Origin of the sequence: Chryseobacterium sp. T16E-39 (genome assembly GCF_002216065.1) — a bacterium.
GTDB lineage: Bacteria > Bacteroidota > Bacteroidia > Flavobacteriales > Weeksellaceae > Chryseobacterium.
In genome coordinates, this window is sequence record NZ_CP022282.1 from 2,983,016 (window position 1) to 3,004,808 (window position 21,793).

Below are 21,793 nucleotides of genomic sequence, written 5' to 3' on the forward strand. Positions count from 1 at the left end.
CCTATCAATTTAATTATCTATCCATTCTCACAATTCGCGGTTGAAAAGTTCCCAGAATATCCACAAGTTCACTTTGTGCATTCATCACTTCATGGATATCCTTATAAGCCATGGGTGCTTCTTCTGCATTCCCACCCATTAATACTACATTCTTGAGTTTAAGCTCTTTTTTGATATCATTTTGTGTGAACAGATTCCGGCACTCTCCCCTGGAGTGAGCTCTTCCTGCCCCATGTGACGCTGAATTCAGTGAATCTGGATTTCCTTTTCCTTTAACAATAAATCCTTTTGCAGTCATGGACCCGGGAATCATCCCCAATTCATTTTCATTGGCTGGCGTAGCTCCCTTTCTGTGAACGATCACTTCTTTTCCATTGTGGATTTCTTTCCACGCAAAATTATGATGGTTTTCAATCCTCGCTTTTACTCTCCCTCCAACTGCTTTTACCAGTCTTCTGTGGATATCATCGTGACAAGCAGAAGCATAATCTCCGGCAAGATTCATCGCCGTCCAATACTCCAGCCCCATATGGGTGTTCAGATCCAGCCATGCAAAATTCTGAGCTTCTCTAGGTAATGGACACTGTTCTGTTGCGACTCTGGAATAATATTGTGCTATTTCAGCCCCCAATCCACGCGAACCGCTGTGTGAAAGAATACCAAGGTATTTTCCTTTTGGAAGTCCGATCTGCTGATCTTCTTCCGTTATTTCAACCTCTCCAAATTCTACAAAATGATTTCCTCCACCTGAGGAACCCATTTGTTTGATCGCTTTCCCCTTTAATCTTCTTAAAATTGGAATCAAATCAAAGGTGTCCCGGTCAAAGATCTCATGCTCAACATGAGATTTATGGGTTTCATACATCCCGAATTTGGTATGTTCAGCCAGTGCTTTTTCGTATTTATCTTTAGCACCGTCGAGATATGAAATAGGCGTATCCAAAATGCTAAGGCTCATTCTACAACCGATATCCATGCCTACTCCATAAGGGATCACTGCATTTTCAACCGCAAGAACCCCTCCAATCGGAAGGCCGTAACCGCTATGTGCATCCGGCATTAAAGCTCCCTGAACAGCTATTGGCAATTTCAAAGCAGTATAAAGTTGATTCATTGCCTCTTCAGAAATATTATTTCCGAATATCTGGAATGAAGCACGCTGGGTATTCAGCATTCTTTTTTCGGTTTTCTTTGATGAAAGCAGAGCTTCTGCAATTTGCCCAAAAGTCAAATCTTTTTCAAAATTTTCCGGATGGAGCATAATTTCCTTTAAGATCCCTTTTACATGATGAATATTCTTAGTTGCAAAGTTCCTTTTCATAACTTCCAGTGCAATATTGACACTTTGATTATTTGGATAGCCTAATTTCAATATATCTTTTCCTTTAAGTTTTAAATTTCCCATTGTTTTTATTTTAAACATTTTCGGACTTATAGGTCCTGTAAATAATCTGCAAATTCTGTTGCAGACATGGTGTAGTGAAAGTATTTTATACTTTCGATAAGATGAGTTTTTCTATCATCGCATCTCCATTTACACGATTTTCCATATATTTTTTTTAAAACAATACCTTTGATCTTATGCTGGTCCAAATAGGATCCCAGTGCATCATATTCTTTCTCCAATTCAAGATCCAGAGGTTTGTAATGCGTGATCATGTTTGGTCTTATTCTTAGGATAAATCGCCAGGGTTCGATGAATTCGTAGTAAACTTCAGTTGACTTTCTTACAGGACAATAATTCTCTCTTTTCAAAAAATACTGCCTTTCCCGTAGAGTCAATCCTAATTTTGGACTGTTCCACTGATAGGGTGAAAGTCGACCGAGCTTTTGCTCTCTCGGCACATATATTCTTCTTCCGAATTTTCTCTTCTTTTTTAGAAATTTCCGGCTTTCAGAATAACTATATGTGTTGATCTTTTTTAAAATTCCTTCAAAGAAATCTCCATCCCTGGATCTTTTTACATCTTCTCTTACAACAAAGAATCTGACAAATCCCTTCTGATAGGGTTCTCTTAGAGGAATTAAAGGAATATTTCTCCTTATCTGGCAAAGCTCATTACTCCGTTTATACTTTTTTCTTATCTGTTTTTCTACATCTTTTTTAATTATTCTTTTTCTGCTTCTAACGGTTCTTAGCCGGTGAAACAAAAGGTTATTATTTTCCACTGCTGTTTCGATATCCGATCTTAGATTTTAAACATTTTATACCGGATTCCATCCAACTAAAAATTTAGTTGATTTTAATTAATAATGATGAACATTTGTAACAGAACCATTTAAGTTTCTTTTACCTGTTCAGAATAACACAAAAAAGATTTCGGGAGAAACTGAAGTTTGAAATATTGCGCAATAAAAAACCCGAAATCTCTACGACTTCGGGTTTTGATATTTCAATATACTATTGTTCTATGAGTGTACCAAATCACGAAGCCTTGCCACCATAAGGGGCAATCCAACTGTAGAATTCTTTTGAAATTTGAACATTGCTTCGTTGTTTTTAATTGGTTAAACTTTATTTTCAGGTGCAAATATATAAATTTTTCTGAAAACGTATGTTTTTTTTAATAATTTTTCAAAATACTTTAAAGTATAGAGAAAAAATAAGGAGTAAATTATTATTCTTTATTAAGAAATCTGTTGAGTATCTCTACGGCACATTTAGGAAGGTTGGTTCCCGGCCCAAAAATGAAATCAGCACCGTTTGCGTATAGGAATTCATAATCCTGCTGAGGGATCACTCCACCTACTACAATTGTCACATCATCTGCACCGAGTTTTTTCAATTCTTCCACGACCTGAGGAACCAATGTTTTATGACCCGCAGCCAAAGAAGATACTCCTAAAATATGAATGTCATTTTCTACGGCCTGCTTTGCCACCTCTTCCGGTGTCTGAAATAAAGGAGCTACATCAACGTCAAATCCCATATCAGCAAATGCCGTTGCCACTACTTTTGCTCCCCGATCGTGTCCATCCTGCCCCATTTTAGCAACCATTAATCTCGGACGACGACCTTCTTCTTCCTCAAACGTTTGGGTTAAGTGAAGGGCTTTTTCAAAATATTCATTTTTACCTGCGTTCATAGCATAAACTCCTGAAATTGTTCTGATATTTGCTTTATATCTGCCAAAACTCTCCTCCATCGCATCACTCATTTCACCTAGCGTTACCCTTCTTCTCGCAGCTTCAATGCATAAAGCCAAAAGATTTCCATTTCCTGTTTTTGCACTTTCTCTGATCTGATTCAAAATCTGATCAACATCTTCTGAATTTCTCGATTCTTTGATAGAATCCAGTCTTTCGATCTGCTTTCTGCGAACTTCTGTGTTATCGATATCTAAGATCTCGATAGGCTCTTGTTTCAAAGAAGATCTAAATGAATTAACACCAATAATAAATTCTTCGCTGCTATCTATTTTCGCCTGTTTTTTTGCGGCTGCTTCTTCGATTCTCATTTTAGGAATTCCGGCTTCAATCGCTTTTGTCATTCCTCCCTCCTGCTCCACCTCATCAATATATCTCATTGCCTCCTCAATCATCTGCTGGGTAAGACTTTCCACTAAGTTACTGCCGCCCATCGGATCTACCACATCACAAATTCCACTTTCCTGCTGCAAAATAATCTGAGTATTTCTGGCAATTTTCGCCGAATAATCTGTTGGTAAAGCAATCGCTTCATCCAAAGCATTCGTGTGTAAAGATTGTGTACCTCCTAAAGCTGAGGATAATGCCTCAATAGCAGTTCGGGTAATATTATTAAAAGGTTCCTGTTCTGTAAGCGACCATCCTGATGTTTGAGAATGGGTTCTCAGTGCTAAAGATTTCGGATTCTGAGGATTGAACTGTTTTAAAAGATTCGCCCAAATATATCTTGCTGCACGCATTTTGGCAATTTCCATGAAATGGTTCATCCCAATCGCCCAGAAAAAAGAAAGTCTCGGTGCGAAATCGTCTACATTCATGCCGGCTTTAATTCCTGTTCTTACATATTCCAATCCGTCGGCTAATGTATATGCCATTTCCAGAACCGGAGTAGCCCCTGCTTCCTGCATGTGATATCCGGAGATAGAAATAGAGTTGAACTTCGGAATATTTTTAGAGGTATATTCAAAGATATCTGCAATAATTTTCATTGAAGGTGCAGGTGGATAGATATACGTATTCCTTACCATAAACTCTTTCAAAATATCATTCTGAATCGTTCCTGAAAGCTGGTCCTGTTGTACTCCCTGCTCTTCAGCTGCCACAATATAAAAAGATAAAATAGGCAAAACAGCACCATTCATCGTCATAGAAACGGAAATCTGATCCAAAGGGATCTCATTGAACAGGATCTTCATATCTTCAACAGAGTCGATTGCAACTCCTGCTTTTCCAACATCCCCAACCACTCGTGCATGATTGGAATCATACCCTCTGTGTGTAGCGAGATCAAAAGCCACTGAAAGACCTTTTTGTCCTGCTGCTAAATTCCTTCTGTAAAATGCATTAGATTCTTCAGCTGTAGAAAATCCCGCATATTGACGCACCGTCCATGGCTTCTGAACATACATCGTAGAATAAGGGCCTCTTAAATAAGGTGAAATCCCGGGAGAAGTCTCAGTAAGTTCTTTATTTTTAACATCTTCATGGGTATAAGAGGATTTTAATTCTAAACCATCTTTTTCGAAATTGTAAATTTCACCTTCTTTAGGTAAAATATGCAGATCCAGTTTTCTTACAGAAATTGTCTTTCGCATTTCAATAATTTTATCTCCGTAAAGTTAATTTTTTTGAATGAAACACGAAACTACTGTTAAACTACTGAACATATAGTTATTAACAAATAAAAGACCGGACAATGCCCAGCCTTTTATCATAAAATTGATTATTATTATTTTATTATTTCTTAATCAGTTTAGTATTAAATGTTTTAGTTTCAGTAGTAATCGCGATGATATACATTCCTTTCACCAACGAAGCAACATTTATTTTCTGACCTTCTAATTTTCCATTTTGCACCAATCTTCCTTCAGCATTGTAAATTTTATAATCTGCTTTTCCTTTTACGTTTTTAACCTCAACAAATGTATCTGCAGGATTAGGATAAATAGATATTTCGGATTTATTGTCCTTTATTTCATTGACAGCAAGAGTAGCATCATCTGAAATCTTAACAGAAAGATCCATTATTCCTCCATTTTCCATCTGCCCGCAAGCATTATCGGATACAGGCACATCACCATTAACAACAATTCTCATTCTTAACAATTTATCTCCAGCATATGCTGTAGCTGGCACAGTAAAATACATATCATCAACTTCGCCAATTGCAATACTTGTATTATATGTATTATTAATTATCTTCTCTGCCGCTTCAAAAATCCCATTCCTATTATAATCTATCCATGCAATAATATTGAAATTTGAGAGACCATCTATACCATCAAGTACATATCCAACTGTCAAATTATATTGATTCTCTTTTGTCACATTAATTATTTTCGCTGTATCACTGCTGAAATCTTTGTATGTCTTCTTGATCAAAGCATCATTAGGTTCCTCATAGTTAATATTTGCAACTTTAACCCCCGTAATCGCACCATAACCAGATGTTCCAGAATTTAGTATACAATAATCAACTCCTGTTAAAAGACCCTTAGTTTTAAAAGTAAAACTATTGGAGAATGTTCCTGGAACAGAGTTTACTACAGTAGCAACCTTCACCTCATACTTCGTCTCATCTTCAAGATTATTCAATACCACAGAATTTGTAGTACTTGTAGTATTAGACCAGTTTGTGGTACCTATTTTTTTATAATTAACAGAATAAGTTGCACCCGGCATATTATTCCAGGCAATCCTTGCTGTTGTCTTGAAAATTTCCGCATCAATAGCAGAAATTCCTGTAGGAGCATTGTTCGTTGAAGAAGGAGCCGATCCTACAGTAATTGCAGGAGATACAGCATAGAACACATTTCCGATTGCAGATATTCTCAGTTTAATTGGTCCAGTTAAGCTGCCAGGCATCTGAACAGAATAGCTTCCTGTATTTGGAGTAGAACCAACTAAATCAGTCCATGTCCCACCATCATTGGTTGTATAATCTATTTTTACAGCTGTAACATTGTAAGGCCCTGCATTGGTATTGGCAACCTCCCAGTAAATTGTATTTGAAACATCATTATATAATATTGATGTAGAGGTAAGCCCATTGAACTTAAATGGTCCGTCATTTCCAACAGTTACAGTTGTTTCAGAAGAAGACAACATTGGTTTTACATTATTTGCATCCCTCACCGTAACTGCATATTTAAGTGTTCTCGGAATATAAGAGACCGTTTCCCATTTAGTTTTATCGGTTAACTTTCCGGACATAACTATTGGAAAACTTGGAAAATACCTTCGTCCGCTTGCTGTTCCAAAATAAGATCGTGCTAAAGCACCTTGAGAATTATATCCCCAGCCTGTATCCCCGGAAATTGTAGTTTTGTCATCTACACTGTCATATTGTTCCCATGTATAAGTCAAAGGATCATTTTGTACATCTGTCGCTGAAGCATCTAAATAATATGCTGTCCCTTTTGGAATCGTGTAACTCAGGAGAGGGGAAATTACAGGAGGAGTATTTGTCGTAATATTCTGTGATATCCCACAAGATGGCTTATTGTCTAAACGAGTTAGCACCTGATCAATAGTAGAGTAATGGAAATAAGCATCTGCATTGTCCTGTACATTATCACTTGTAATCCCTGCATATCCCATAATCGTTGTTCCACTTCCAGGTTCGACATTCACACCTGTTCCTTCAGAATCGTAAGAGAACGTATGGTTCCCTCCCAATTGGTGCCCCATCTCATGAGCAACGTAATTAATGTCAAAAGAATCTCCGGCAGGGAGAGCACCAATCATCGATGAAGTATACCCGGAACCTTTACCATTTGGTTCCGCGGTTGTAGGATTATTACAAATACTGCCAATGCTGCCCGCATTACCCCCTCCTCCTCCTATAGCAAAAAGATGCCCAATATCATAGTTAGCATTTCCGACATCATTAGTTAATGTATTTTGTAGTTCCAGATTCCAAGCATCATTCGAAGGTAAATTACCCGGAGAATATGGGTCAGTATCTGCATTTGTATAAATAAGATCTGGTAAGTCCAGAACCAGTAATTTTACTCCAAAATCTTTTTCAAATACCCCATTTACACGAGTCATTGTATTATTTATTCTGGTAACTGCATCCGCAACAGTTCCACCCACTGATTGTGTATACTCGCCTGTAACTGATAGGGCCAATCTATACGTTCTGTATTTTGTAAAAGAAGACCGGTTTGTGATCCCAATATTAGAAAGCTTCTTTTTTCCATTGTTTTCTAATAACTTTATATCCTTCTTATGGGTAGAGCATTCAAATCCATGTTCTCCTTGCCCTCTATTTGTTTTATAAAATACACCATATGTCTGTTTATCAGATGAAATAGGTTCTATAAATTGGAATACTCCATCTTTAATGATCATTGATTCCATTTCAGTGGGGGAAGTACTAAATCTCACATATTTAGAAGGATCACTAATCCCTACTCCTACATATGATCCTAACTGATATTTATCTGCCATCGATTTCTCTACAACTGGATTATTGTAAACAGCAAACTTTTCAATTTTACCATCAACCGTGGGTAAAGAGATGACTACAGGTTTAGCATTATTTCCGGTTTCAACTGCGTCTTTTAAAAGATATCTTAGTGATGCTAAGTCTACTTTATAAGCATGTTTAACATCTACTTCTTTTCTTAATCTGGAAGTTTTCTGCGATACAGACTCCCATCTCTGTGCATATGTACTGGTAAAACCACTTGCTAAAACACAAACAAGTAAAATTTTATTTCTCATAAATATTTATTCTCGGTCATATTATCCATTAATTCACCAAAAATAAAAACTAAAAAAATGTTTCTTTTTAATCTTTCTTAAAAAACACATCTCCTACCATTATTATATTTTTCAAATAAAAATCCGGAAGACAGATCTTCCGGATTGATAATTATTTTCAAAATAGTAAAATTTACTATGTATATTACTTTTTAATTCCCATCTCAAAAAGAGCAAAAGAAAGTAAATCTGCATTTTCACCAATTACCTGTTCAGTAGATCTACCCGCCCCATGACCTGCATTTTTCTCAATCCTCAATAAAATAGGATTCTTACATGCCTGTTTCTCCTGTAGTTCTGCACCAAACTTGAAAGAGTGAGCCGGAACAACCCTGTCATCATGATCACTGGTAATAATCATGGTAGAAGGATAGCAGGTTCCAGCCTTCACATTATGTACAGGTGAATAAGATTTTAGGTAGTCAAACATTTCCTTGTTATCTTCTGCTGTTCCATAATCATAAGACCATCCAGCTCCAGCAGTAAATTTATTGTACCTCAACATATCCAATACTCCAACTCCCGGAAATGCAACTTTCGCAAGATCAGGTCTCATTGTCATCGTAGCGCCAACAAGCAGTCCTCCATTTGATCTTCCGGAAAGAGCCATATATTCTTTTGAAGTATATTTTTTACTTTGCAGATATTCTCCGGCTGCAATGAAATCGTCAAAAACATTTTTCTTCTGCATTTTAGTTCCTGCATCATGCCATTTTTTACCGTATTCACCACCACCACGAATATTTGGAACAGCATAAATACCTCCGTTTTCCATCCATATGGCATTGACAACAGAGAACGCAGGTTGTAAACTGATATTAAAGCCACCATAAGAGTAAAGGATCGTAGGATTTTTACCATCCAGTTTAGTTCCTTTCTTATAGTTGATCATCATTGGAATCTTCGTTCCATCTTTTGATGTGTAAAATACCTGCTCAGAAATAAAATCTTCAGGATTGAATTTTACTTTTGGCTTTTGATAAACTTCTGATTTTCCAGAATCTACATTAAATTTATATATCGTTCCAGGAGTAATATAATTGGTAAAGGAGAAGTAAATATCTTTCTCTTTTTCCTTCCCTCCAAAACCTGAAATATTTCCTTTTCCCGGAAGTGATATGTCTCTTACTAATTTACCCGTTTTATCATATTGCTTTACCTGATCAATTGCATCTACCATATAAGTTGCAAAGAAGTATCCACCCCCCGTAGAAATTCCCAATACATTCTCTGTTTGAGGAATAACATCTTTCCAGTTTTCAGGAGAAGGATTTTTGATATTTGCTTTTACCAAACGCATATTCGGAGCGTCTTTATCAGTCGCTATAAATAGGTCATCCCCTTCCGTATCTACAATGTTTGCATTAATATCAAACCCTTTGTTAATCTGTACGAAATCTCCGCCATTCTTCAGATCTTTTATGTATAACTCATTTCCGTTTGTCGCATCTGCTGCAGAAATAATAAGATATCTTTGATCCTCAGAAACACCGGCACCTAAATATCTTCTTGGAGTTTTATCACCTCCAAAAATTAACTGATCAGAAGATTGTTTTGTTCCCAGTTTGTGAAAAAACACTTTATGCTTATCTGTCATTCCAGAAAGCACCGTTCCTTCTTTTGGCTTATCATAGCTGGAATAATAAAAACCTTCATCTCCCTGCCATGAAATCCCACTGAATTTCACATCAATCAATGTTTCATCGATCTGCTTTTTGGTAATGGCATCTATGATAATAATCTTGTTCCAGTCGCTCCCCCCTTCCGAAATCGAATAGGCAGCTAAATTTCCTTTTTTATTAAACGAAAGCTGTGAAAGAGAAGTTGTCCCCTTTTCAGAAAACTTGTTCGGATCAAGGAATACCTCTGTGGCTTTGGTTGTATTATTTGTTCTATACAGAACCGATTGTGCCTGCAATCCATCATTTTTAGAATAATAAGTAAAATCACCTTCCTTGAAAGGAGCTGAAATTTTTTCATAATTCCAGATGTCTCTTAACTGATTTTTTATTTTTTCTCTGAAAGGTATTTTTGAAAGATAATTCTGACTGAAAGTTACTTCTTCATCCACCCATTTTTTCGTTGCTTGAGAGTCATTTTCCAAATCTCTAAACGGATCTGCCACAGCAGTTCCAAAATAGGTATCAGTCTGATTTCCTTTTAAGGCTTTAGGGTAAGTCATTTTTTGCGAATAAAAAGACGCTGAAAATAAAACTCCAGCTGTTAGTAATAAAGGTTTAAAATTCATTTCAAAGGATTTTATCAAAAATACATAATCTCATTAAATAAAAAAAACCTCCGAACTCGGAGGTTAGTATCTAAATTGGAGGTTAGAAATACATTATTTAATTCCAAAACCTTCGAAGTAAAAATCAATGAGGGATGAGGTAATTTGATCTGGACTTCCATTCCAATAATACACCTTTCCGTCCTGGTTAAGACCATATAAACTAAATTCCTGATCTGTCGTTACTGTTTTATCTGCTTTTTTAAATTTCTCAATAACCTGAGATAAAAACTTCTTTAAGTCTTCAGATTTGGCTTTCTGAGAATCTGGAACAATCACTTCAGATAATTGTGATGGAACTTTAAAACTGACTGAATAGGTTACCTTGGCAATTTTCTGATCTGGAACATACTCGTTTTGTACGAGGTCTATTTTTTTGACAGACATTTTTCCATTCTGGAAATTTTCATATAATACTCTGAAATAATCTTCAGATTCTTTTTTACATGCAGCTGCTACATCCTTAGGAAACACTGATAAAAAATTCTCTGCACTTGTTTTTATCATTTCTTCTGAGACATTCTTCAAATTAACCTGATAAGCATCCTTTCCGGCTACTGCCGGCTTCAGATAATCATTAAGCTTTGTAAGCGCCTGATCATCATATCTGACAAAAACATCGAAATAAAATCCAAAAACCTCTATTGGCTTTTTAACTTCCTGTGCATTTAAATGCTGTGCGAAAACAGCTAACAATAAAAATAAAATAACTTTGTACGTTTTCATAATCTTTATTTTGATTTGGTGAGTGTAAAGTAGATATTTAAAAACAAAAAGTCCCTGTTTTCCAGAGACTTTAATATATATTTAAGAAAAAAGAATTAATAATTATCTTCTTCTCCTTTCATTTTTTCTGCATTTTCAGCCATGATTACAGCGTCAATCATTTCAGAAATATCACCATTCATATAAGCATCCAGATTATACATGGATTTGTTGATTCTGTGATCCGTTACTCTACCTTGAGGATAATTATAAGTTTTAATTTTTGCTGAACGGTCACCTGTGGAAACCATTGATTTACGTTGTGCAGCAATGTCACCCTGAACCTTTTGTAATTCAATATCATACAATTTGGTTCTTAGCATTTCCATCGCCAATTCACGGTTAGCTAACTGAGAACGAGCCTGCTGACAAACAACAACCATCCCTGACGGTTTGTGAGTCAGCTGAACTTTAGTTTCAACCTTGTTTACGTTCTGACCTCCGGCTCCCCCTGAACGGGACGTCTGCATTTCGATATCTGCTGGATTCAGTTCGAAATCTACTTCTTCAGCTTCCGGCAATACTGCAATCGTGATGGCAGAAGTATGTACTCTTCCCTGAGATTCAGTTTCCGGTACACGTTGAACACGGTGAACTCCGGATTCGAATTTCATGATCCCATAAACTCCTTCTCCTTCTACCTTCATAATGAGTTCTTTATACCCCTTCGCAGCTTCGTTAGAATCGGTCACCTCATGTCTCCAACCTTTTGTTTTGAAGTACATCGTATACATTCTGTAGACATCCTCAACAAAAATAGCAGCCTCATCACCACCAGTTCCTGCACGTAATTCTACAATGACATTTTTATCATCTGCAGGATCTTTAGGAATCAATAATACTTTTAATTCCTCTTCAAAACCCGGAAGTTTTGCCTGGGCTTCTAATTTTTCTTCTTTTGCAAGATCAACCAAATCTCTGTCTGAACCATCAGCAATGATTTCATCGGATTCTTCAATTGTATCCAGAGCTCCTTTATACTGGTCGTAAACTCTAACAATTTTTCCCAGATCGCTATATTCTTTATTCAGAGAAGAGTATCTTTTCTGATCTGAAATAACATCAGGCTGTATAATAAGGTCTGCAACCTCATTATATCTTTGTTTTATGGCTTCTAATTTTGGAATTAATGACTTAGACATTATAGAAATTTTGTGGCTGCAAAGATATGAATTATTAATTCAATTTGAAACTCCTTTAGTTTTCTGATTTAGAAAGTCTTTGGTCCAAGAAATACTTCTTGCATTTAAGACGGCAATTCCAAGGGAAGAACTGTCACGAAGATTACAACTCAAGACTTCAATCTACTTAACGATCATCTTTTGAATTGCAACTCCAGAATCAGACTTCAAATGAATGAGATAGCTTCCTTCAGGATAATTTACTTTTAAGTCATAAAACCCGTTTTCATCTGTAAGCCTGAATGCATCCACTTTCTTACCACTCATATCATAGATCATAATTTCTCCATTCTTAGCTTTATAGTACCGCAGTTTAGCCATGCCATTTTTCACTGGATTGTCTACAATCTGAAGTGATAATTTATGGGTGGCATTTTCATCAACTGTTGAAAGATTTCCCGTATAGTTTCCAAAAATTCTGAATTCACCCGGCTGAAGGGTTATAGGAGTTGTAGTAGATGTAATATTTGAAATGGTGTGATCCATTAAATTCTGCCATTGTCCTGCGTAAGGGAAATAAGGCACTACATTCTTTGCTGCTGTGTTGTAATTAGCCAGTACTACAATATTCTTCACTCCGTTAGTCAGCAAATTATCATACACAAAAATCCTCGTGATCAGCCCATCCGGATCATTAGAGAGATTATTAGATTCTATTGTATAGGTTTTTGATTTAAATACCGGATAGGTGTTTCTGATTGTAATAATCTGTGCCCAAGTATCATAAACTGCTTTTCTATTGATATTATTATCATATCCCAGGTCAAAAGCAATTGGTTTTTCATCTGTTCGGCACCCGCTATTTACAGACCCATCTGCACACCTGTTGATACTGAACTCATATCCCAATTCTCCGAATTGCCAGATCATTTTCGGGCCAGGAATGGTAAAAAATGTTGCTCCAAAAGTTTTCATCCTGTTAAGAGCCGTATTCAGATCTTTAACGCTATATGATCCGTTGATTGCTCCGTACTCCAGGTTTTTAAACATCAATCTTTCTTCATCGTGGCTTTCACCATATCCGACTGTACTCATTTTATTGAATCCATGAAGCTGATGATTCATGCGATCAAAATTACTCCCATCCTTATATCCCATTGTATTCTGGTTATAAGGTTCTGTCTGTTTATTCCAAAGCATTACCCCTTTTCCTTCTGCAATTCTGTAATTGGCCCACTGCTGTTCTTCTGCGTCAGTTCCCAGATGCTCGAAAATCATGTAGGAATCAGGATCGATTGCCCATTGTTTATCTGCATAATATTTTAAAATATCTACACGATCCTGCTGATAAGCATTCGTACAGTTTTCATCATTTTCAGAACAGTTTTGGGTGAAACCCTTGGTAAGATCCCAACGGAAACCATCAATTTTATATTCTGTCAGCCATTGTTGTAAAGTTCTTTCCACATAATATCTAGTTGCAGTACTTGTATGATTGAAGTCATTAAAAACATTGTAAGAATGCTTGGGCACCTGATTGAAATAAGGGTTATTAGGAGCAACATCACCATATCCGTCACCATCAGGATCAACATTCCATAGTCGTACTAATGGAGATCTGCCCGTTGCATGATTAAATGCTACATCCAAAATCACAGCGATTCCATTTTGATGGCATAGATCTATAAATTCTTTAAACTTTTCCGGTGTTCCGTAAGCCTTATCCAAAGCATAATGGAAAGAAGTATTATATCCCCAGGAAAGATTGCCTTCAAATTCCATAATAGGAAGAAGCTCAATGGCATTGATCTTTAAGTTTTTTAAATAGGTAATTTTATTAATAAGGGATTGCCAGTTCTTTTCCTGTGTAAAATCTCTCAGTAACAATTCATACACAATCAGATCTTCTTTATTTGGCCTTTGGAAATTAGTTACCTGCCAGTTATAAGGAGTCTGTCCTGTTTTAAATAAGGAAACTTCAAAATCCTGCCCAGCCGGAAAGGGTGGTAAATTGGGATAAGTAGAAGCAGGAATCCACTGATCATCATAAGAGGAAAGGATTTGTGGAGAAAATGGGTCGGCCACTTTTTTCAGATCATTTGTTCTATACTGAAAAGTGTATAACTGTTGTGGAGTAAGACCATCGATTTCAATCCAATACAAATCAGGATTTGTCGTATCTCTTTTCATTAAATAAGCATCATCCACCAACCAATTATTAAAGCTCCCTATCACATGGACAAAATTTTTATGAGGGGCATATAAGGCCAGACCTACCTTTGTGTTATCATTTGGAGCATAGTTGATCCCCTGTCTGATCCATGAAGGTATTGCCTGAGAGATAACATTTCTCGGTAACTGCACGATGAAACCTGCATTTTTAGAATTTGAACCCGCATCCATAGCAATCAGCTCCATAGTAGCATCTGCAGACACGGTATAGTTATAGGAATAGGATGTTGAAGGAGTTGTCGTAGAATTGACAACCGATCCATTGGCCTTTAATTGAAATGTAGCATCTACATTTGTAGTCGCAGTAACTGCAATAGAACTTCCTGAAGCTATAGTTGTTAAACTATTGGGTAAAGGGTTTGTCAGGTTTAAATTCAGCACCCCTACATTAACAAAAATATCCGGTGAAGTCTGATGACTCCCACCCTTATCTTTTAATAGAAATCCAAATCTGCCAATTCCTGTTCTTCCGAAAAAAGAAGTAGGAGTAAAAGTTAATGAATAGGTGTCTGTCGCTGAATTATAATTCAATTTATTTAAATCATCTGAATTATTCCAACTGCCATTTGAAGGACAGTTTTGGCTATTCCCGTAATTGGTATCCAGTGACCAGGACCATATATAAATGGCGTGGTTATTAACTCCCCAGGCAGATTCATCGATTTGATTACCAGGAACCGCTAATGTAATCTGATCTGTTTCATTAAACGGATTGGGTGTAATGGTATAATTGATTTGACCAAATACAAAAATACTGATCAGCAGTACTATACCGGAATAAATTTTCTTCATAAAAGCTCTTTTTTTCTATTAATACTATACTAAAATAGTTTATTTTCCGAAAAGTGTTTTATTTAAGAATAGGAATATCATTGGATACGGTTGATCTTTTAGGTTGTAAAATGACTCCTTCACTTTCCAAAATGTCCGGCTAAGCTGTTTAGTAATTGTTATGCTTCAACGATCCCCCTACTTTTGAATCAGAAATTAAAATGATTTTCAAACATTTAAAACAAAAAGCTATGTCACAAAAACAAACACTTAAGTCTCAGAACATCATCATGAAATTGATCGTAGGTGCTTTTTTCCTGGTCATTTTTACGATAGGATCAGCTAACGCACAACAAAAAGTAAAACCCATTTCTAATAATGAAAACCAGAAAAATTCATTAGGTACCTTAAAACAAATTGATGCCGGTGTCCTTAATATTGGATATACTGAAGCTGGACCAGCAAAAGGTACTCCTGTTATTTTACTCCATGGATGGCCGTACGATATCCACAGCTACAATGAAGTAGTTCCTATCCTGGTATCAAAAGGATATAGAGTCATTACCCCGTATTTAAGAGGATCAGGAACCACTCATTTTATTTCCGAAAATACAATGAGAAATGGACAGCAATCCGCCGTAGCGAGTGACATCATTGCACTTATGGATGCGCTTAAAATAGATAAAGCGGTCGTTGGAGGGTTTGACTGGGGCGCAAGAACAGCGGATGTTATGGCTGCACTTTGGCCTGAAAGAGTGAAAGCTTTGGTTTCCGTAAGTGGTTATCTTATTACTAATCTGGAGGCTAATAAAAACCCTTTGAACCCAACCGCTGAATATGGCTGGTGGTATCAATATTATTTTTCTACCGACAGGGGAGAAAAAGGATATCGTGAAAACACTTATGAATTCAACAAATTGATCTGGAAGCAGGCTTCACCAAAATGGAATTTTGATAAGGCAACCTACGATCAGACGGCTGCTTCTTTTAACAACCCTGACCACACAGCAATCGTTATTCATAATTACCGATGGAGATTATCGCTTGCTAAAGGGGAGTCTAAATATGATAGCCTGGAAGACCGCCTTGCAAAACGACCTGTAATCACTGTTCCTACCATAACTATTGCCAGTGATTTTGATGGTCCGGCAGCAGATGGAAAGGCTTACGCCAATAAATTTACCGGCAAATATTCACATAAGATCTTTAATGGAATTGGCCATAATGTCCCGCAAGAAGCTCCAAAAGCATTTGCTGAGGCTATTATCGAGGCAGATTCATATGCTAAATAATTCAATTGAATAGGTAATCAAAACAAAACCCGCAGCATACTACATAGGATATACTGCGGGTTTATTAACTAAAAATGAACTTTCTTTTATTCTGTAGCCCAAAAATTAATCGTGAAGGTAAAAACAAAAGGCTTTTTTCAAAGCCCTCTGTAAATAATCAATCAATATGGGAACATTAGTTTTTAATAATCTTTTTTGAGAAGGATTGCCCGTTCTTTAGTTTTAATTGTACAATATAAACTCCGTTTGGAACCTTTTGCATATTAATCATATTATTAAAGAATTGAACATCCATTACTTGCCCTACAACGTTGATCACCTGCACATTTTCTATAGCAGAATCCGCTTTGATGTTAAGAATCCCGTTGGTAGGATTAGGATACATTCCTATTGTATTAAGTTTGATTTCAGAAGTGCTTAGTGAAGAAGCATCTTTGATACATCTTACAGATTGCCCCTGACCTCTTGGTCCTCCTGCATTAGGATTTCCGATCGTAGTCCCAATGTAAAAATATTTAGCCCCGAAAGATGAAGGAGTAGAACTCCAGTAGTATCCCCTTTGACCAACAAATGTAAAATCTCCTGCTGATGATCCTCTGTATCCCGCTGCCGGTAATTTTAGAGTACTGCTGTAAGCAGTTGCTGGGTTATTGATTATCTCAGCATTTTGCAAAGCGACCCAGTCTGCCTGACTTGGCATTTTCCAATCCTGGCTTATCGCTTTACAAGGATCATATCCATTCCCTGAGTTCACGGCAGTCATATTGTTCGCACTCCATTGATCGGTTAATGAATTAGCATCCCACCATGATCCGGTAATAAATGAAGTGATTCCTGCTAACCCATCAGGAGAATTGGGTGTTGGCAATCCTGCTGTCAATGAATTTCTTTTCTGATGACCATCATCCCATCTTCCCCATTGGAAAAGATCTCCGTATGAATCTTCATCGGTCATTGAGTTAGCGACCTGGGTACTTCCTAAATTCTGTTGCAGCCATATTTTTCCGTCCTTTCCTCTTACCGTATTATAAGAAACCTGACTTCCTTTATAATTGAAAGATACACAGCCTATATCTCCAGGATTATTTCCCGGATCTGTATTTGTACACGTTTGAGATGAATTGGCAATGGAGATCCTTTTCACCTTTGTTCCATTCTCCGAATAAGCTAAAACAAGATATTTATTTAATTTATCAATAGCCAGATCATTAAAAGTAGCACCAGTGTCAGAAACAAAGTCTCCTCCAAAAGAACCCCAGGTTTGAGTTGCAGGATCTAATTTATAAACGGTGTTTCTTAATTGGTTATCATTTTCCCAGCGACTTACTGCTACGTAAGGCTCGCCAGTAGGTGTTACAGCGATAGCAGTGTATTGCACAGCACCTGAAGAAAAATAAGCATTTCCAAGCTGTACCCACGTACTGCCATTAAACTTTTTGACATTTACTTTCCTTCCATTAGCTGCATTGGAAACATAAGCTACATACAAATTATTGTTACCATCAATAGCAATATCGGAATAATACTGCTCTCCGGACGAAGAAGCATCAACAGTACTTCCTCCTACCAGTGACCAATTATCTGAAGCCACTGCTGTAGCAGAGTTTTGATATACATTCACCCCATTTGCAACACTGCAGGTATAGACTTTATTATCAGTACCTATGACCATTTCAGCAAATGAAGCACCATTAGAAAAACCTGTATTTCCTACCTGTTCCCAGGCTCCGTTTACGTAACGTTTAACAGTTCCGGAGTCATAATTACTGTATGTAAACAGAACATTTGAAGGAGATACAGCAGAGGCCTGGTAATTAACGGAGCTTGATGTCACATTCGGCAATTGTGCCCACGCAAGACCGGTATATTGTCTCACCTCAAGACCGGAACCTGGATAACCGATTTGGTTGGTATAATAAGGATTTCCGGCATTATCTAATGTCAAAGAATTATAAAGAGCCGATCCTGTCGTTATTCCGGCAGCCCCCCCTACATATGACCATGCAGCCCCATCAAATTTCTGAACAGATCCTTTTCCAACAGAGGTATCATAGTATGATAAGTAATATTTCCCTGAATTATCTATAACTAAATTATTATTACTGCTTCCACCTGCGGAAACCATTGCAGATCCACCGACATTTTCCCACTGCTGAGCATATAAAAAACTACTGGCAATGCTGAGCAACCCTAATCCTACTCCCAATTTTCGCATTGCAAAATGTAAATTTTTGAACATAATGAATATTATTTTTAATTATTCTAAATTTAATTTAACTTTGCGCAAAAGTACTGCACTCTCTCAACCTTAAGTTATCATTTCCAAACTTTTTGTTATCTGATGTTTTACTTTAATATGAATGTACCATGATTGTAAAAGGATTGTCACATGCAAGACCAATCTAGAAAGGGAATATTATTCCAATCCGAAGACATTAAAATACTAATGCAGGAGGAATTATGTCCCGATAAATATCCAAAATCAGTAATGATTGAGGAGAAACACAGCTTTAATCTTATCTTTTTATTAAGTCCAAATATCCATTTGAATAGTCCGGACGCCAATACAAAGTTTCTGTTTAAAAAAAACCAGTATATTCTTCACTATTCCTCTCAGGAAAATGTTTCACAAATCTTGGGAGAAAATCACGAAATTTTGAAATATCTTCAAATTCAGATAAATTATCAGTATATATTCAAACTGATCAACCCGGACATCAACAAAGAAGGGGCTGAAATATTGGAGGATATGGTCCGCAACAATTATATCTTTCTTCAAAAAAATACTCCTCCTTCAATGACCGTTGAAATGCATATGATCCTGAAAGAAATTATAAGTAATTCTAAAAAAGGGTTTATGCAGAAACTACTGATTGAGGCTAAAATTATTAAACTACTGATTTTAATCTTCGAACAGTTTCGGGAAAAAACTACAAATGAATCCTCATCTAAAACAGCATCAGTTATCAAAAAATATATTGATGAAAATTTTCATCGGAATATTAAAGTAGGGGAGATAGGAAAATTGATCGGAATTAACCAGAATTCTATCCGAAAAGCCTTTAAGGCTCAATATAACATTACTATTACAGATTATATTTCAGAATTGAGAATGCTTAAAGCCAAAAAAATGATCATCAATAAAGAAATTATGATCAAGGAAATTTCTATTGAATGTGGGTATGAATATGTACAAAACTTTACAAGAGCCTTTAAAAAGAAATTCGGCCTATCTCCGGAAAAGCTAAGAAATGACCAATAAAAAACCACCTAATAAATTAAGTGGTTTCGTATATGTTGTTTTGCTTTGATATTACTTTTTCAGAATTAAGGTGAAAAAGCAATGACAATCAATTAATGATGTCCGTGACTATCGTGTAAAAAAGGACCGTTGCCTTTAGGCTCGTTGAAGATCACCTGTACTCCTTCCTGCTCATATACTTTCTTTCTTCTGATATCTTCCGGATCAAAAGGCTTCACTTTACCGAAGTATTCCATCAAACCTTCACTTAACCACATTGGGATTACCAATCCAAAAAACATAAAGATACACCAGAATCCTACCAGGAACATTGTGAAAAAATAAATGGTCCAAAGGAACTGATAAAACGGCCAAAATGCTGATAACATCATCTTTCTTATAGATTTTAGGCAAAAATAGAACTTTTTTCTTTTTTACACAAAAGATACAGGCTCTATTTTTATTATTTATTTTGATTTTAAACTAATTAATGAGCAAGGTCTGCGAAAAAATCGTTCCCTTTGTCATCTGTAATGATGAATGCAGGAAAGTCCTTGATTTCTATTTTTCTTACCGCTTCCATTCCTAATTCCGGGAAATCAACGACATCCACAGATAAAATATTGTCTTTAGCAAGAATAGCAGCAGGTCCTCCAATAGATCCAAGATAGAACCCACCATACTTTTTGCAGGCATCAGTTACATCTTTACTTCTGTTTCCTTTTGCCAGCATAATCATACTCCCGCCATGACTTTGGAATTCATCCACATATACATCCATTCTTCCTGCTGTCGTAGGTCCAAAACTACCGGAAGCCATTCCTTCTGGAGTTTTTGCAGGTCCCGCATAATAGATAGGGTGATTTTTGAAGTATTCAGGCATTGGCTTTCCACTGTCAAGGAGTTCCTTGATTTTTGCGTGAGCAATGTCTCTCGCTACGATCAAAGTTCCATTCAGTTTTAACCTCGTTTTGATTGGGTATTTAGAAAGGTCTGCTAAAATCTCAGACATTGGTTTATTTAAATCCACCTCTACTGCTTCTTCAAGATGAGGAGCTGTATCCGGTAAAAATCGTTTTGGATTTTCTTCCAATTGTTCAAGGAAGATTCCATCTTTATTAATTTTTCCTTTGATATTTCTATCAGCTGAACAGGAAACCCCCATTCCTACGGGACAAGATGCTGCGTGACGAGGCAGTCTTATGACTCTTACGTCATGCGTTAAATATTTTCCTCCGAACTGTGCACCAATAGCACTTTCCTGACAAATTTTCTGAACTTTAGCTTCCCACTCAAGATCTCTGAAAGCTTGGCCGCCTTCATTTCCGGAAGTCGGAAGATTATCGTAATATTTTGCTGATGCTTTTTTCACGGCAGCTAAATTAGCCTCTGCAGAAGTTCCTCCAATGACTAAAGCCAGGTGATATGGTGGACAAGCAGCAGTTCCTAAGTCTGAAATTCTCTCTTTAATAAATTCTTCAAGAGATTTCTCGTTCAATAAGGATTTGGTCTTTTGGTATAAAAAAGTTTTATTGGCAGAACCACCTCCTTTAGTTAAAAATAAAAATTCATATGAATTTCCTTTTTTAGCATATAAATCAATCTGAGCAGGAAGATTCGAACCAGAGTTTTTCTCTTCAAACATGTTCAGAGGTACGATCTGAGAATATCTTAGGTTTCTTTTCTGATAGGTATTATAAATTCCCTTGCTCAAATACTCTCCATCATCTACACCGGTATACACGTTCTCTCCTTTTTTCCCCATTACAATAGCAGTCCCGGTATCCTGGCAGGAAGGCAGGGCTCCTTCTACAGCTACCGCTGCATTCTGTAATAAATTGTAAGCAACAAAACGATCATTATCAGTAGCTTCAGGATCATCAATAATTCGTCTAAGGCTTTCAAGGTGAGAAGAACGAAGCATAAAAGAAACATCTGCCATCGCTTCTTCTGCCAACAGCTCCAATCCTTTAGGATCTACTGTTAAGATTTCTCTTTCACCAAGTTGCTCAACTTTTACATAATCTGATGTAAGCTTTTTATACACCGTATCATCTTTTTGAATCGGATACGGATCCTGATATCTAAATTCCATTCAATTTTTTCTTTGTGCAAAAATACGGCTTACCTAAAAAAACATGAGTAAAATCACCAATATCCATTGATA

The 21,793-nt window shown here is 36.6% G+C and carries 13 protein-coding genes; 2 read left to right on the plus strand and 11 right to left on the minus strand.

The window, feature by feature from the left end:
* Nucleotides 1-13 precede the first annotated feature (13 nt).
* From CEY12_RS13415 to CEY12_RS13450, 8 genes are all read right to left on the minus strand, one after another.
* Nucleotides 14-1,405 carry an RtcB family protein gene (locus tag CEY12_RS13415; RefSeq protein WP_089029877.1) on the minus strand — a complete coding sequence of 464 codons (1,392 nt, stop codon included), beginning with the start codon at nt 1,403-1,405 and terminating at the stop codon, nt 14-16.
* A gap of 26 nt (nt 1,406-1,431) precedes the next feature.
* Nucleotides 1,432-2,169 (minus strand): hypothetical protein, encoded by a 738-nt coding sequence (locus CEY12_RS13420; RefSeq protein WP_089028170.1) that lies wholly within the window; start codon nt 2,167-2,169, stop codon nt 1,432-1,434.
* A 449-nt stretch (nt 2,170-2,618) separates the two neighbouring features.
* Nucleotides 2,619-4,742 (minus strand): methylmalonyl-CoA mutase, encoded by a 2,124-nt coding sequence (scpA, locus tag CEY12_RS13425; protein WP_089028171.1) that lies wholly within the window; start codon nt 4,740-4,742, stop codon nt 2,619-2,621.
* A 142-nt stretch (nt 4,743-4,884) separates the two neighbouring features.
* Nucleotides 4,885-7,878: a reprolysin-like metallopeptidase gene (locus CEY12_RS13430; protein ID WP_089028172.1), complete on the minus strand. Its 2,994-nt coding sequence runs from the start codon at nt 7,876-7,878 to the stop codon at nt 4,885-4,887.
* Between the two features lie 184 nt (nt 7,879-8,062).
* Entirely contained in the window at nt 8,063-10,165 is a 2,103-nt protein-coding gene (locus CEY12_RS13435) for a prolyl oligopeptidase family serine peptidase (protein WP_089028173.1), read from the minus strand.
* 93 nt (nt 10,166-10,258) lie between these two features.
* The gene (locus CEY12_RS13440; RefSeq protein ID WP_089028174.1) at nt 10,259-10,930 is read right to left on the minus strand and encodes a hypothetical protein; all 672 of its coding nucleotides are present in this window, start codon (nt 10,928-10,930) and stop codon (nt 10,259-10,261) included.
* A gap of 95 nt (nt 10,931-11,025) precedes the next feature.
* Nucleotides 11,026-12,111: a peptide chain release factor 1 gene (gene prfA / locus CEY12_RS13445; RefSeq protein ID WP_089028175.1), complete on the minus strand. Its 1,086-nt coding sequence runs from the start codon at nt 12,109-12,111 to the stop codon at nt 11,026-11,028.
* Between the two features lie 162 nt (nt 12,112-12,273).
* The gene (locus CEY12_RS13450) at nt 12,274-15,114 is read right to left on the minus strand and encodes an alpha-amylase family glycosyl hydrolase (RefSeq protein WP_089028176.1); all 2,841 of its coding nucleotides are present in this window, start codon (nt 15,112-15,114) and stop codon (nt 12,274-12,276) included.
* A gap of 230 nt (nt 15,115-15,344) precedes the next feature.
* On the opposite strand from CEY12_RS13450, the gene CEY12_RS13455 reads away from it, so the two are divergent.
* Nucleotides 15,345-16,385, plus strand: coding sequence for an alpha/beta fold hydrolase (locus CEY12_RS13455; protein ID WP_228409696.1), 1,041 nt, complete (start codon nt 15,345-15,347; stop codon nt 16,383-16,385).
* Nucleotides 16,386-16,560: 175 nt separating this feature from the next.
* Here the strand turns inward: CEY12_RS13455 and CEY12_RS13460 are convergent, their stop codons facing one another.
* The gene (locus CEY12_RS13460) at nt 16,561-18,624 is read right to left on the minus strand and encodes a T9SS type A sorting domain-containing protein (RefSeq protein ID WP_089028177.1); all 2,064 of its coding nucleotides are present in this window, start codon (nt 18,622-18,624) and stop codon (nt 16,561-16,563) included.
* A gap of 150 nt (nt 18,625-18,774) precedes the next feature.
* Between CEY12_RS13460 and CEY12_RS13465 the strand changes: the two genes are divergently transcribed.
* Nucleotides 18,775-19,647, plus strand: coding sequence for a helix-turn-helix domain-containing protein (locus CEY12_RS13465; protein WP_089028178.1), 873 nt, complete (start codon nt 18,775-18,777; stop codon nt 19,645-19,647).
* 92 nt (nt 19,648-19,739) lie between these two features.
* Here CEY12_RS13465 and CEY12_RS13470 read toward each other — a convergent pair whose 3' ends face one another.
* Both CEY12_RS13470 and CEY12_RS13475 read right to left on the minus strand, forming a co-directional pair.
* On the minus strand, nt 19,740-20,018 hold the full coding sequence (locus CEY12_RS13470) for a hypothetical protein (RefSeq protein ID WP_089028179.1): 279 nt from the start codon (nt 20,016-20,018) through the stop codon (nt 19,740-19,742).
* A 95-nt stretch (nt 20,019-20,113) separates the two neighbouring features.
* Nucleotides 20,114-21,721 (minus strand): fumarate hydratase, encoded by a 1,608-nt coding sequence (locus CEY12_RS13475; protein WP_089028180.1) that lies wholly within the window; start codon nt 21,719-21,721, stop codon nt 20,114-20,116.
* Between the last annotated feature and the right edge of the window lie 72 nt (nt 21,722-21,793).